Source organism: Streptomyces sp. NPDC093260 (assembly GCF_040683715.1).
In the GTDB taxonomy this organism is placed as follows: domain Bacteria; phylum Actinomycetota; class Actinomycetes; order Streptomycetales; family Streptomycetaceae; genus Streptomyces; species Streptomyces sennicomposti.
The window spans coordinates 406,344-419,708 of sequence record NZ_JBFBEK010000004.1; the positions used below are offsets into that span (position 1 = coordinate 406,344).

Below are 13,365 nucleotides of genomic sequence, written 5' to 3' on the forward strand. Positions count from 1 at the left end.
GGGGGTGGTTTTGTAAAAACACTAACCCCCCCCGGGCGGGGCCCGGCCCGCGGGCGGGGCCCCCCCGCCCCCCCCCGCCGCCCCCCCCCGTCCGGGTGCGGCCCCCGGAACGCCCCGGCGCACGGACCCGGACCGTCCCGGCGTACGGACCTGCGGCTACGCCGACATGGGTCGCTGGACCCGGATGGACTGGAGCAGGCCGACCGCCACCCAGACCACGAACATCGACGAGCCGCCGTAGGAGACGAACGGCAGGGGCAGGCCGGTGACCGGCATGATGCCGAGGGTCATACCGATGTTCTCGAAGGCCTGGAAGGCGAACCAGGCGACGATCGAGGCGGCCACCACGGTGCCGTACAGCTCGCTGGTCTCGCGGGCGATCCGGCAGGCGCGCCACAGGATGACACCGAGCAGCACGATGATCAGGCCCGCGCCGACGAAGCCCAGTTCCTCCCCCGCGACCGTGAAGACGAAGTCGGTCTGCTGTTCGGGGACGAACTGGCCGGTGGTCTGCGAGCCGTGGAAGAGGCCCGCGCCGGTCAGACCGCCCGAACCGATGGCGATGCGGGCCTGGTTGGTGTTGTAACCGACGCCGGACGGATCGAGGCTGGGGTTGGCGAAGGCCGCGAACCGGTTGATCTGGTACTCGTCCAGGATGTGCAGCTGCCAGATCGCGATGCAGCCGACCACACCCGCGCCGAGCAGCCCGAAGACCCAGCGGTTGGAGGCGCCCGAGGCCAGCAGCGCGCCCAGGATGATGGTGACCAGGACGAGGACCGTGCCGAGGTCGGGCATGAGCAGCACGATCAGGATGGGCACCGCGGACAGCCCGAGGGCCTGGAGCACGGTGCGGTGGTCGGGGTACGGCTTGTCCCCGGCGTCGACGCGGGCGGACAGTATCATCGCCATCCCCAGGATGATCGTGATCTTCACGAACTCCGAGGGCTGGATGGAGAAACCGCCGCCGAGCACGATCCAGTTGCGGCTGCCGTTGATGGTGGCGCCGAGCGGGGTGAGCACCAGCAGGATGCCGAGGACCGAGGCGCCGTAGAGGATCGGCACGGCGTTGCGCAGGGCGCGGTGGCCGAGCCAGACGGTGGCGATCATCAGGGCGAGCCCGATGCCGGTGTTCATCAGGTTGCGGATCAGGAAGTAGTACGGGTCGCCCTGGTTGATCTCGGTGCGGTTGCGGGTCGCCGAGAAGACCAGGGCGGAGCCGATCCCGGACAGTGCGAGCGCCGCCAGGAGCATCGGCCAGTCGAGCCGGCGGGTGACGGAGTCGCGGGCGAAGAGCCGGGTCCAGCCGGCCCGGTCGGGACCGTACCCGGAGACGGAGAAGCTGTTGGCGCCGGTCATGCGGTCGTCCTCCGGCTCCCCCGGCGGCGCTGGCGCCGGCGCGTGTCCCGGTTGCCCGTCGGGGGCGTGTTGGTGGTGGCCGCCGTGCCCTGGCCGTCGGGGGCGGTGGTGCCGCCCTGCTGGGCGACCTGCTTGGCGATGGCCTCCTGGTCCTTGGCCGGGTCGCCGGAGATCTTCGGGGCGGCGATGGTGCCGTCGGCCTGGATCTTCGGCAGGCTCTTCTGCGGGGTCGGCAGCAGGGCCCTCTTGTTGTCGACGGAGCCGTTGGCCTGGACGCCGTACAGGGCGCTGTAGATGTTGCGCACGGCCTCACCGGAGGCGCCCGAGCCCGTACCGGCCTGGGAGATGGTCATGATGACCGAGTAGTCCTTGCTGTAGGTGGCCAGCCAGGAGGTGGTCTGCTTGCCGTAGACCTCGGCGGTGCCGGTCTTGGCGTGCAGCGGGATCTTGTCCTGCGGCCAGCCGGCGAACTTCCAGGCCGCCGTACCGCGGGTGGCCACGCCGGCCAGGGCCTGGTCCATCATGTCGCGGGTGGCCTTGGTGACGGGCAGCTTGCCGCGCGCCTTGGGCTTGATCTCGGTGACCTGCTTGCCGTCGGCGCTGACGACCGCCTTGCCGATGGTGGGCGTGTACATGGTGCCGCCGTTGGAGATGGCGCCGTAGATCACGGCCTCCTGGATCGGCGTGACGAGCGTGTCGCCCTGGCCGATGGAGTAGTTGATCGCGTCGCCCTCACGCATCTTGTTGCCCTCGAGGCAGTTCTCGTAGGCGATCTTCTCGACGTAACTGCCGTTCTTCTTGCCGGTCCTGCACCAGGCGTCCTTGTTGGCCTCCCAGTAGCGCTGCTTCCACGCGCGGTCCGGGACGCGGCCGGTGACCTCGTTGGGCAGGTCGAGGCCGGTCTCCTGGCCGAGGCCGAACTGGTGGGCGGTCTTGAAGAAGTAGTCCTTGGGCTGGCCCTTCTTCGGGTTGATGCCGCCGTCCTTCTTCCACTCGTTGTCCGCGAGGCCGTAGAAGACCGTGTCGCAGGAGACCTCCAGGGCGCGGCCGAGGGAGATGGGGCCGAAGTTCTCGCCCTCGAAGTTCTTGAAGACCTGGCCGCCCACGGAGTACGAGCTGGTGCAGGGGTAGTTGCCGTTGAAGTCGTAGCCGGCCTCGACGGCGGCGGCCGTGGAGACCACCTTGAAGGTCGAACCGGGCGCGGACTGACCCTGTATGGCGCGGTTGAGCAGCGGGTAGTCGGAGTTCTTGCCGGTCAGGGCCTTGTAGTCCTTGGCGGAGATGCCGCCGACCCAGACGTTCGGGTCGTAGGTCGGGGCGGACGCCATGGCGACGACGCGGCCGGTCTTGGCCTCCATGACGACGACGGCGCCGGAGTCCGCCTTGTAGTTGGTGCCGGTGATCTTGTCGTACTGCTGGCGGGCGGCCTTCATCGCCTTGTCCAGCTCGTACTCGGCGACCCGCTGGACCCGGGCGTCGATGCTGGTGACCAGGTTCGAACCGGGCTCGGCGGCGTCCGACTTGGCCTTGCCGATGACACGGCCGAGGTTGTCCACCTCGTAGCGGGTGACGCCGGCCTTGCCGCGCAACTGCGCGTCGTACTGCCGCTCCAGGCCCGAGCGGCCGACCATGTCGGAGCGCAGATAGGGCGAGGAGGTGTTCTTGGCCTTCTGGATCTCCTCGTCGGTGACCGGCGAGAGGTAGCCGAGGACCTGGGCGGTGTTGGACTTGCCGGGGGCGGCGTAGCGGCGGACGGCCTCGGGCTCGGCGGTGATGCCGGGGAAGTCCTCGGCCCGCTCCCGGATCTGCAGGGCCTGCTTGGCGGTGGCCTCGTCGGTGATCGGGATGGGCTGGTACGGCGAGCCGTTCCAGCAGGGCTGGGGGGTCTGCGCGTCGCACAGCCGGACCTTCTGCGTGACCTCCTGCGGGTCCATGCCGAGGACGCCGGCCAGTTTGGTGAGGACCGCCTTGCCGTCGTCCTTCTGCTTGAGCAGGTCGGTGCGGGAGGCGGAGACGACCAGCCGCGTCTCGTTGTCGGCGAGCGGCACGCCGCGCGCGTCCAGGATCGAGCCGCGCACGGCGGGCTGGACGACCTGCTGGACGTGGTTGCCGGACGCCTCCTTCTGGTACTGGGCGCCCTCGCGGATCTGGAGGTACCACAGCCGGCCGCCGAGCGTGCCGAGCAGGGAGAGGACGAGGATCTGGATGACGACGAGCCGGATCTGGACCCGTGGGGTCCGGCCGGTCTCGGGGATGTTGGTCACTGGTGCGGCCTCCCCCTCTCAGTGTGCGGACGTGTGCGCGCGTACGAATGGTGAACGTGCGGCCGAGGCGCGCGCGTTCCGCCGGAGTTTCCCCGTTCGGGTGAACTGGCCCGGGCTCACAGCCGCTTGACCCCCTTGATGCGGCCGACGCGGGTGGTGCGCGCCCGGGCCTTGGTCTTCAGGCCGCCGAGCGCGCCGCGCTGGCCGCCGATGCGCAGCCCGGTGCCGGCGGACAGCCACCCGGAGGAGATGTCGGTCTTCTGCTTGGCGGCCGAACCGGTCTCGGCGAGCGGATCGTTGTCGGCGCGCCGCGCCAGCGCCATGATCCCGGGGACCACGAACGGGGCGAGCAGCAGGTCGTAGACGGCGGCGCTGATGAGCAGGCCGGGCAGGCCGACATGGCGGGCCGCGGTGTCGCCGACGAGGGCGCCCACGCCCGCGTAGAGCAGGGTGGAGCCGATGGCGGCGGCGACCACCACGGCCATCGGGCCGGCCGCCGACTTCACCTGGCCGGTCTCGGGCTTGATGAGCCCGGCGAAGTAGCCGATGACGCACAGCACCAGCGCGTAGCGCCCGGCGGCGTGGTCGGCCGGCGGGGCGATGTCGGCGAGCAGCCCGGCGCCGAAGCCGACCAGGGCGCCGCCGATGTGGCCGTAGACCATGGCGAGGCCGAGGACGGTGAGCAGCAGCAGGTCGGGGACCGCGCCGGGCAGGTGCAGCCGGGCCAGGACGCTGACCTGGATGACCAGGGCGAGGACGACCAGCACGGTGGAGAGCAGAATCCGGTTGAGGCGCATGGGGACTTCTCGCTCCTACTGCAGCTGGTCGTCGGTGGACTGTCCGTCGCCACCGCCACGGGCGTTCCCGTCCCGGCCGCGTGCGTCGGTCTCGGCGCCGCCGGTCGGGCTGGGGGTGACCGTCACGGTCACCGTGGGCGTGGGGGTCGGCTTGGGCTTGGGCGGCAGGACCGTGTCGCGCGGGTCCTTCTTGGGCGCCTGGACGACGACGCCGACGACGTCGAGCTTGGTGAAGCCGACGTAGGGCGTGACGTAGACGGTGCGGGTGAGGTCGCCGCCGGAGGGGTCGACGCGGGAGACGACGCCGACCGGGACGCCGGGCACGAACGGCTTGTCGGACTGCGAGCCGAAGGTGACGAACCGGTCGCCCTTCTTCACCTCCGCCTTGCCGTTGAGGAGCTGGACGCGCAGCGGGCGGTCGCCCTGGCCCGCGGCGAAGCCGAGTTCGTCGCTGCCCTCCATCCGGGCGCCGACGGTGAAGTCGGGGTCGTTGGCGAGCAGCACGGTGGCGGAGTCGGGGCCGACGGTGGTGACCCGGCCGACCAGGCCGTCGGCGTTCAGGACGGTCATGTCGCGCTGGATGCCGTCGTCGGAGCCGACGTCGATGGTGACGGTCCAGGAGAAGCCCTGCGCGGCTCCTATGGCGATGACCTGGGCGCCCTTGATGCCGTACTGGCCCTCGCCGGCCAGCTTCAGCATCCTGTCCAGCTGGGTGAGGCGGCTGCGGTTGCGGGCGTCGCTGCCGAGCTTGGCCTTGAGAGCGGCGTTCTCCTTCTCCAGCGCGGCGAGCCGGTCGTGGCGCTCGCCGGAGTCGCGGACGGCGGAGACCGCGTTGCCGACCGGGTTCACCGCGCCCGACACGCCGTTCTCGATCGGGCCGAAGACGGTGGCGGCGGCTCGCCGGGCACCGTCCACCGGGGAGTTCTCGCCGCCCCGGATGTCCACTGTGATCAGCGCGAACGCGACGGCGATCAGCAGCACCAGGAGCAGCCGGCTCTCTTTCGTGTCCCTCACGTGCGGCGGCCGTGCCCTTCCTCGTCGGAATCGGGTGGCCCCCGGTGCGCGAAACGGCGGAGCGCAAACCCAAGGGGCCCAATTGTGGGAGCTTATGCCTCTATATCAACGATCCGCCGCACGAGAGAAGATCATCTCGTACGGCGGAATCGAAAAGTTGCGTCATCGGCGCGGCTGGGCGTCCAGGACCTGCTGGAGCGCCTCGAACTCCTCGACGCACTTGCCGGAGCCGAGCGCCACGCTGTCCAGCGGGTCCTCGGCGATGTGGATCGGCATGCCGGTCTCCCGGCGCAGCCGCTCGTCCAGGCCGCGCAGCAGCGCGCCGCCGCCGGTCAGGACGATGCCGCGGTCCATGATGTCGCCGGACAGCTCCGGCGGGCACTTGTCGAGGGTCGTCTTGACCGCGTCGACGATCGCGTTGACCGGTTCCTCGATCGCCTTGCGGACCTCGGCGGCCGAGATGACCACGGTCTTCGGCAGGCCGGAGACCAGGTCGCGGCCGCGGATCTCGGTGTGTTCGTCGGCCTCGAGTTCGTACGCGGAGCCGATCGTGATCTTGATCTGCTCGGCCGTCCGCTCACCCAGCAGAAGGCTGTACTCCTTCTTGACGTGCTGGATGATCGCGTTGTCCAGCTCGTCGCCGGCCACCCGGATGGACTGGGCCGTGACGATGCCGCCGAGCGAGATGACCGCGACCTCCGTGGTGCCGCCGCCGATGTCCACCACCATGTTGCCGGTGGCCTCGTGGACCGGCAGGCCGGAGCCGATGGCCGCGGCCATGGGCTCCTCGATGATGTGCACCTGGCGCGCGCCCGCCTGCGAGGAGGCCTCGATGACGGCGCGGCGCTCGACGCCGGTGATGCCGGAGGGCACGCAGACCACGACCCGCGGCCGGGCCAGATACCGCCGCTTGTGGATCTTCAGGATGAAGTAGCGGAGCATCCGCTCGGTGATCTCGAAGTCCGCGATGACGCCGTCCTTGAGCGGACGCACGGCCACGATGTTGCCCGGGGTGCGCCCGATCATCTTCTTCGCCTCGGCGCCGACCGCGAGGATGCCACCGGTGTTCGTGTTGATCGCGACGACGGACGGCTCGTTGAGTACGATCCCGCGACCCCTGACGTACACCAGCGTGTTGGCGGTCCCGAGGTCGACAGCCATGTCACGGCCGATGAACGACATTGAGTTCCCCATCAGGATTCGTCTGGCCTTCCCTGAGCTTTTGAGGGCGTTTCAGGTACGGCGAGGTGGGTGCTGTGACGTGAAGGCTTCCATCGTAGACGCGCCTGCACGAACACTGCGCGAGGGTCTTCGCCATTGTCAGCAGATGGCGTACCGCCTCGCTTGTGGAGACGGTCCATCGGGGGCACGCGTTCCCTCTTTCGGCATCGGGTATGCCGAAAGGGCGGCCGGTTTCGCACGACCGCCCAGGTCAGACAGCCCAATGAGCTGACGATACGTCAGAAAGAAGGGGCACGGCCCTCGCGGACCGCGGCTCAGGCCCGGCCGGGGAAGAAGAGCTTGACCTCGCGCTCGGCGGACTCCTCGGAGTCGGAGGCGTGGATCAGGTTCTCCCGGACGATCACCCCGAAGTCACCCCGGATGGAGCCGGGCGCGGCGGCGATCGGGTCGGTCGGACCGGCGAGCGCGCGCACGCCCTCGATCACCCGCTCGCCCTCCACGATCAGGGCGACCACAGGACCGGAGGACATGAACTCCACCAGCGGCTCGTAGAAGGGCTTGCCCTTGTGCTCGCCGTAGTGCTGCTCCAGCGTGTCCTGGTCCAGGGTCCGCAGTTCCAGCGCGGTGATCTGCCAGCCGGCCTTGCGCTCGATACGGCTGATGATCTCGCCGGTCAGGCCACGACGGACGGCGTCGGGCTTGAGGAGGACGAGGGTGCGCTGGGTCACGAGGGACTCCTTAACTGCGGTACACGTGTGCGGTGGGACGAGATTACAGGGCCGCTGTCACACAGGGTCAGGGGAGGAGGGCCCCGGCTGCGCCGCCTGCGCCGCGAACCGCGCCTTGGCCTCGTCGATCTTCCGCCCGAAGTGCACCGACGCCCACCACAGCGCGGCGAACACCACGCCGAGGAACCACATCACCGGCACCACGAAGCCCGAGGCGATCAGCGCGATCTGGAGCGCCCAGCCGAGGACGACGCCCCCGGGCCGGGTCACCACGCCGCACAGCAGCACGCACAGCACCATCGCGATGCCGCTGACCGTCCACACCGTCCCCATGGACAGGTCCGGGTCCTTCATCGCGACCAGCGCGGCGAAGCCGATGACGAAGAACTCGCCGAGCAGGGTCGAGGAACAGAGCGTACGCACGTGGGTCAGCCCCTTCCCAGGAGCAGTCGGGCCTCACCTACGGTGATGACGGAACCGGTGACGAGGACGCCGCCGCCCGCGAACTCGCCCTCCTCCTCGGCCAGCGTGATCGCGGCCTCCAGGGCGTCCGGCAGCCGCGGCTCCACCTGGACGCGGTCCTCGCCGAACACCTCGACCGCGATCGCGGCCAGCTCGTCGGCGTCCATCGCGCGGTGGCTGGAGTTCTGGGTGACCACGATCTCCGCGAAGATCGGCTCGAACGCCTCCAGCAGCCCGCGCACGTTCTTGTCGGCGCTGGCGCCGACGACGCCGACCAGCCGGCTGAAGTCGAACGCCTCCTGCACGGCCTCGGCCGTCACCTGCGCGCCGGCCGGGTTGTGCGCCGCGTCCAGCACGACGGTCGGCGAACGCCGCACGACCTCCATCCGGCCCGGCGAGGACACCGACGCGAACGCCTTGCGCACGCTCTCGCCGTCCAGCTGCTCCGCACGCTGCGCGCCGACGCCGAAGAACGCCTCCACGGCGGCCAGCGCCACGGCGGCGTTGTGCGCCTGATGGGCGCCGTGCAGCGGCAGATACACCTCGGGGTACTCGCCGCCGAGCCCGCGCAGGGTCAGCAGCTGGCCGCCGACGGCCACCTGGCGGGCCACGACGCCGAACTCCAGGCCCTCGCGGGCCACGGTGGCGTTGACCTCGACAGCCTTCTTCAGCAGCACCTGGGCGGCGTCCACCGGCTGCTGCGCCATGATCACGGTGGCGTCCTGCTTGATGATCCCGGCCTTCTCCCCGGCGATCTCGCCGGTGGTGGAGCCGAGCCGGTCGGTGTGGTCGAGCCCGATGGGGGTGACCACGGCGACATCGGCGTCGATCACGTTGGTGGCGTCCCAGCTGCCGCCCATGCCGACCTCGACCACGGCGACGTCCACCGGCGCGTCGGCGAAGGCGGCGTACGCCATGCCGGTGAGCACCTCGAAGAAGGACAGCCGGTACTCCTGGGCGGCGTCGACCATCTCCACGTACGGCTTGACGTCCTCGTACGTCTCGATGAACCGCTCGGCGGAGATCGGCGCGCCGTCCAGGCTGATCCGCTCGGTGATCGACTGCACGTGCGGGGAGGTGTAGCGGCCGGTGCGCAGCTCGAAGGCGCCGAGCAGGGCCTCGATCATGCGGGCGGTGGAGGTCTTGCCGTTGGTCCCGGTGATGTGGATGGACGGGTACGAGCGCTGCGGCTCGCCGAGGACGTCCATCAGGGCCGCGATCCGGGTGACCGAGGGCTCCAGCTTGGTCTCGCCCCAGCGGGTGCCGAGTTCCGCCTCGACCTCGCGCAGCGCCCGGTCGACCTCGGGGTCCTCCGGCCGGCCCGGCACGTCCGCCTGCGGCGGGCCGCCCTGGGTGCGCAGGGTGCGGCTGCCGGCCTCGATCACGGCGAGGTCGGGGTCGCGGGTGGTCTCGGCCTCGATGATCTCGTCGAAGGAGTCGAGGGGGTCGGGCCGGTCGTTCCGGCCGTTTTCGTGCGGAAGGTCGCTCACGGGGTTCAGTCTACGGAGGCGGCGAGCGGGGCGCGGCGTCGGTGCGGGGTGGCCAGGCGTCCTGCCCGGGTGCGGGCGCGGCGTGGCCGGTGGCGCAGTTCCCCGCGCCCCTTCCGGGGCGCGTGCCGCGCCGTCTTTGGCCCGCGGGCGGACGTCCCGCCCCGGAGCAGCCGAAAGGCCCCGGAGTCTCGTCTGCTCCGGGGCCTCACACGGGTCGTCGGCGGCTACGCCTGGGGCAGCCGTTCCAGCTGTGCGGAGATCCGCGCGATGTCCTCCTCGGCCTTGGCGAGCCGGGTGCGGATCTTCTCGACCACGTGGTCGGGCGCCTTCGCCAGGAACGCCTCGTTGCCGAGCTTCCCGTTCGCCTGCGCCTTCTCCTTCTCCGCGGCGGCCAGGTCCTTGGCGAGCCGCTTGCGCTCCGCCGCCACGTCGATCGTGCCGGACAGGTCGAGGGCGACCTCGGCGCCGGCGACCGGCAGGGTGGCCGTCGCGGTGAACGACTCGCCCTCCGGCTGGAGCCGCAGCAGCTGCCGGATGGCGGCCTCGTGCACCGCCAGCGGCGTGCCGTCCAGGGTGAGCCGGGCCGGGACGCGCTGACCCGGCTGGAGGCCCTGGTCCGCGCGGAAGCGGCGGACCTCGGTGATGACCGACTGGAGCGTTTCGATCTCCCGCTCGGCATCCGTGTCGCGGAAACCGCTGTCGGAAGGCCACTCGGCGATGACGACCGACTCGCCGCCCGTGAGGGTGGTCCACAGCGTCTCGGTGACGAACGGCACGACCGGGTGCAGCAGCCGCAGCGTGACGTCCAGGACCTCGCCGAGGACGCGCTGGGAGACCTCGGCGGCCTCGCCGCCCGCCTGGAACGTGGTCTTGGACAGCTCCACGTACCAGTCGAAGACCTCGTCCCACGCGAAGTGGAACAGCGTGTCCGACAGCTTGGCGAACTGGAAGTCGTCGTAGTACGCGTCGACTTCGGCGACGACGGAGTTGAGGCGGGACAGGATCCAGCGGTCCGTCGCCGACATCGCCGACGGCTCGGGCAGCGGGCCGTCCACCGTCGCGCCGTTCATCAGGGCGAAGCGGGTGGCGTTCCAGATCTTGTTGGCGAAGTTGCGCGAGCCCTGGACCCAGTCCTCGCCGATCGGGACGTCCACGCCCGGGTTGGCGCCGCGCGCCAGGGTGAAGCGGAGCGCGTCGGAGCCGTACTTGTCCATCCAGTCCAGCGGGTTGACCGCGTTGCCGAAGGACTTCGACATCTTCTTGCCGAACTGGTCGCGGACCATGCCGTGCAGGGCGATGGTGTGGAACGGCGGGGTGCCGTCCATCGCGTACAGGCCGAACATCATCATCCGGGCGACCCAGAAGAAGAGGATGTCGTAGCCGGTGACCAGGACGGAGTTCGGGTAGAACTTCGCGAGCGACTCGGTCTGCTCGGGCCAGCCCAGCGTGGAGAACGGCCACAGGCCGGAGGAGAACCAGGTGTCCAGGACGTCGGTGTCCTGGTGCCAGCCCTCGCCGGTGGGGGCCTCGTCGTCGGGACCGACGCAGACGACCTCGCCGTTCGGGCCGTACCAGACGGGGATGCGGTGGCCCCACCACAGCTGGCGCGAGATGCACCAGTCGTGGAGGTTGTCGACCCAGTCGAAGTACCGCTTCTCCATCTCCTGGGGATGGATCGTGACCTTGCCCTCGCGGACCGCGTCGCCGGCCGCCTTGGCGAGCGGGCCGACCTTGACCCACCACTGCATGGAAAGGCGCGGCTCGATGGTGGTCTTGCAGCGCGAGCAGTGACCGACGGAGTGGACGTAGGGCCGCTTCTCGGCGACGATCCGGCCCTCGGCGCGCAGCGCGGCGACGATGGCGGAGCGGGCCTCCAGCCGGTCCAGGCCCTGGAAGGGGCCGTGGGCGGTGATGACGGCGTGCTCGTCCATCACGGTGAGGGACGGCAGGTCGTGGCGCTGGCCGATCTCGAAGTCGTTCGGGTCGTGGGCCGGGGTGACCTTGACGGCGCCGGTGCCGAACTCCGGGTCGACGTGCTCGTCGGCGACGACCGGGATGGAGCGGTCGGTCAGCGGCAGCCTGATGAGCTTGCCGACCAGGTGCTTGTAGCGCTCGTCGTCGGGGTGGACGGCCACGGCGGTGTCGCCGAGCATCGTCTCGGCACGGGTGGTGGCGACGACGATGGTGTCGGCCCCCTCGCCGTACTTCATCGAGACCAGCTCGCCGTCGTCGTCCTGGTACTCGACCTCGATGTCGGAGATCGCGGTCAGACAGCGCGGGCACCAGTTGATGATGCGCTCGGCGCGGTAGATCAGCTCGTCGTCGTAGAGGCGCTTGAAGATGGTCTGGACGGCCTGGGAGAGGCCCTCGTCCATGGTGAAGCGCTCACGGGACCAGGCGACGCCGTCGCCGAGGCGGCGCATCTGGCCGCTGATCTGACCGCCGGACTCGGACTTCCACTGCCAGACGCGGTCCACGAAGGCCTCACGGCCCAGGTCGTGGCGGGACTTGCCCTCCTTGGCCAGCTCCCGCTCCACGACGTTCTGCGTGGCGATGCCGGCGTGGTCCATGCCGGGCTGCCACAGCGTCTCGTAGCCCTGCATGCGCTTGCGGCGGGTGAGGGCGTCGATGAGCGTGTGCTCGAAGGCGTGGCCCAGGTGGAGGGAGCCCGTGACGTTGGGCGGGGGGATGACGATCGTGTACGGCGGCTTGTCGCTCTTCGCGTCCGCCTCGAAGTAGCCCCGCTCTACCCAGCGCTCGTACAGCGGCCCCTCTACATCGGCCGGCGCGTACTGGGTCGGCAGTTCGGTGTCGGGCGCTGGTGGCTGCTGCTGAGCGTTGTCGGTCACGCGCTCAGTTTAGAGGCGTCACGGCGCTGGCCCGAACCGCATTTGTTGTGTAACGGTGCGCACCCCGATGCCGTGGGCCCGGCGGCTCTGCGCCAGGATGTCAGGTACGCATAAGCATCTGGAGGGGAACCCAGTAATGAGCTACAACCAGCCGGGCCCGTACGGCGGGCAGCCCCAGCAGCCCGGACCGTACGGTCAGCCGGGCCCCTACGGCCAGCAGCCGCCGCAGGCGCCGCCCGCGCAGCCCGGCTACGGCTACCCGCAGCAGGCCCCTCCGGCCCAGCCGGGCTACGGCTACCCGCAGCAGCCCCCGCAGGGCGTCCCGCCCCAGCCGAACCCCTACGGCCAGCAGCAGCCGCCGTACGGCCAGCCGCCCCAGTACGGCCAGCAGCCGCCCTACGGCGCGGTGCCGCAGCCCCCGGCCCCCTCCGGCGGCAAGAAGAAGACGGGCCTGATCATCGGGGCGGTGGCGGTCGTCGCGGCGATCGCGGTCGGCGCGTACTTCGTGATCGGCGGCGGTGGTGGCGGCGGCTCGGTGGCCGACGACGGCCCGCACAAGCTGGTGACGCCGGCGACGGTGATCGACGGGACGTACAAGAAGTCGGAGAAGTCCGGCGACGCCCCGGACACCATGTCCGACGACGACCTCGCGGACTTCCAGAAGTGGGGCATCAAGGACCCCAAGCAGGTCAGCGCGGCCTACGCCAACGGGACCGGCCTGACGGCCAAGTCCCTCTCCTTCAGCGGCGTCTACGGCACCATCGACGACCCGGAGAAGGTGGTCGACGCGATGTTCGCCAAGACCAGGGAGAGCGCCGAGAAGGACTCCTCGGGCGACGGCAAGCTGGTCGGCAGCCCGCAGGAGTTCAAGCCCGACGGGCTCGACGGCGGCGTCCTGAAGTGCCAGGAGACGGAGACCAAGGAGAGCGGCACGACCCTGCACCTGCCGTTCTGCATCTGGGGCGACCACAGCACCGTCGCCTTCGTCATCTCCTACAGCGTGGCCGGGATGGCCACCGGCAAGGGCGGCTCCATGCAGGACGCGGCGAGCCTCGCCGCCAATCTCCGCAAGGACGTCCGCGTCAAGATCTGACGCCCGCGGACACACGGAAGGGGCCCCGGTCGGTGCTTGGGTTCTAGTGGTCGTTGCAACACCCCAGTTCAAGGGGTGCGATGGACTTCGAGATCCGAGGGGACCGGACTCCGCAGGGGCGCAAGAAGCT

Annotated in this window: 10 protein-coding genes; 1 reads left to right on the forward strand and 9 read right to left on the reverse strand. The window is 70.3% G+C overall.

Annotated features, from left to right (window positions below; all coding sequences use genetic code 11):
* Positions 1–156: 156 nt before the first annotated feature.
* The 9 genes from rodA to AB0N63_RS07990 form a co-directional block, all read right to left on the reverse strand.
* Positions 157–1,356, reverse strand: coding sequence for a rod shape-determining protein RodA (gene rodA / locus AB0N63_RS07950; protein ID WP_365525613.1), 1,200 nt, complete (start codon positions 1,354–1,356; stop codon positions 157–159).
* Positions 1,353–3,620, reverse strand: a complete 2,268-nt coding sequence (gene mrdA / locus AB0N63_RS07955) for a penicillin-binding protein 2 (RefSeq protein ID WP_365525615.1) — start codon at positions 3,618–3,620, stop codon at positions 1,353–1,355. Before mrdA ends, rodA begins: the two co-directional genes overlap by 4 nt.
* Positions 3,621–3,736: 116 nt before the next feature.
* Complete coding sequence (mreD, locus tag AB0N63_RS07960) at positions 3,737–4,417, reverse strand: rod shape-determining protein MreD (RefSeq protein WP_365525617.1); 681 nt, start codon at positions 4,415–4,417, stop codon at positions 3,737–3,739.
* A gap of 15 nt (positions 4,418–4,432) precedes the next feature.
* Complete coding sequence (mreC, locus tag AB0N63_RS07965; protein WP_365525620.1) at positions 4,433–5,431, reverse strand: rod shape-determining protein MreC; 999 nt, start codon at positions 5,429–5,431, stop codon at positions 4,433–4,435.
* Between the two features lie 162 nt (positions 5,432–5,593).
* Complete coding sequence (locus tag AB0N63_RS07970; RefSeq protein ID WP_019983803.1) at positions 5,594–6,613, reverse strand: rod shape-determining protein; 1,020 nt, start codon at positions 6,611–6,613, stop codon at positions 5,594–5,596.
* A gap of 314 nt (positions 6,614–6,927) precedes the next feature.
* Complete coding sequence (gene ndk, locus AB0N63_RS07975; protein ID WP_365525623.1) at positions 6,928–7,341, reverse strand: nucleoside-diphosphate kinase; 414 nt, start codon at positions 7,339–7,341, stop codon at positions 6,928–6,930.
* A 57-nt stretch (positions 7,342–7,398) separates the two neighbouring features.
* Positions 7,399–7,764, reverse strand: coding sequence for a DUF4233 domain-containing protein (locus AB0N63_RS07980; RefSeq protein ID WP_365525626.1), 366 nt, complete (start codon positions 7,762–7,764; stop codon positions 7,399–7,401).
* A 5-nt stretch (positions 7,765–7,769) separates the two neighbouring features.
* Entirely contained in the window at positions 7,770–9,293 is a 1,524-nt protein-coding gene (locus AB0N63_RS07985) for a folylpolyglutamate synthase/dihydrofolate synthase family protein (protein WP_365525629.1), read from the reverse strand.
* Positions 9,294–9,517: 224 nt separating this feature from the next.
* Positions 9,518–12,142 carry a valine--tRNA ligase gene (locus AB0N63_RS07990; protein WP_365525631.1) on the reverse strand — a complete coding sequence of 875 codons (2,625 nt, stop codon included), beginning with the start codon at positions 12,140–12,142 and terminating at the stop codon, positions 9,518–9,520.
* Between the two features lie 136 nt (positions 12,143–12,278).
* Here AB0N63_RS07990 and AB0N63_RS07995 point away from each other — a divergent pair, with 136 nt between their 5' ends.
* Positions 12,279–13,235, forward strand: a complete 957-nt coding sequence (locus AB0N63_RS07995; protein WP_365525634.1) for a hypothetical protein — start codon at positions 12,279–12,281, stop codon at positions 13,233–13,235.
* The last annotated feature ends 130 nt before the right edge of the window (positions 13,236–13,365 follow it).

Bases quoted from the DNA above. Each gene is read 5' to 3' on its own strand.
- rodA (WP_365525613.1), bottom strand. From the start codon at position 1,356: ATGACCGGCGCCAACAGCTTCTCCGTCTCCGGGTACGGTCCCGACCGG.
- mreD (WP_365525617.1), bottom strand. From the start codon at position 4,417: ATGCGCCTCAACCGGATTCTGCTCTCCACCGTGCTGGTCGTCCTCGCC.
- AB0N63_RS07970 (WP_019983803.1), bottom strand. From the start codon at position 6,613: ATGTCGTTCATCGGCCGTGACATGGCTGTCGACCTCGGGACCGCCAAC.
- AB0N63_RS07995 (WP_365525634.1), top strand. From the start codon at position 12,279: ATGAGCTACAACCAGCCGGGCCCGTACGGCGGGCAGCCCCAGCAGCCC.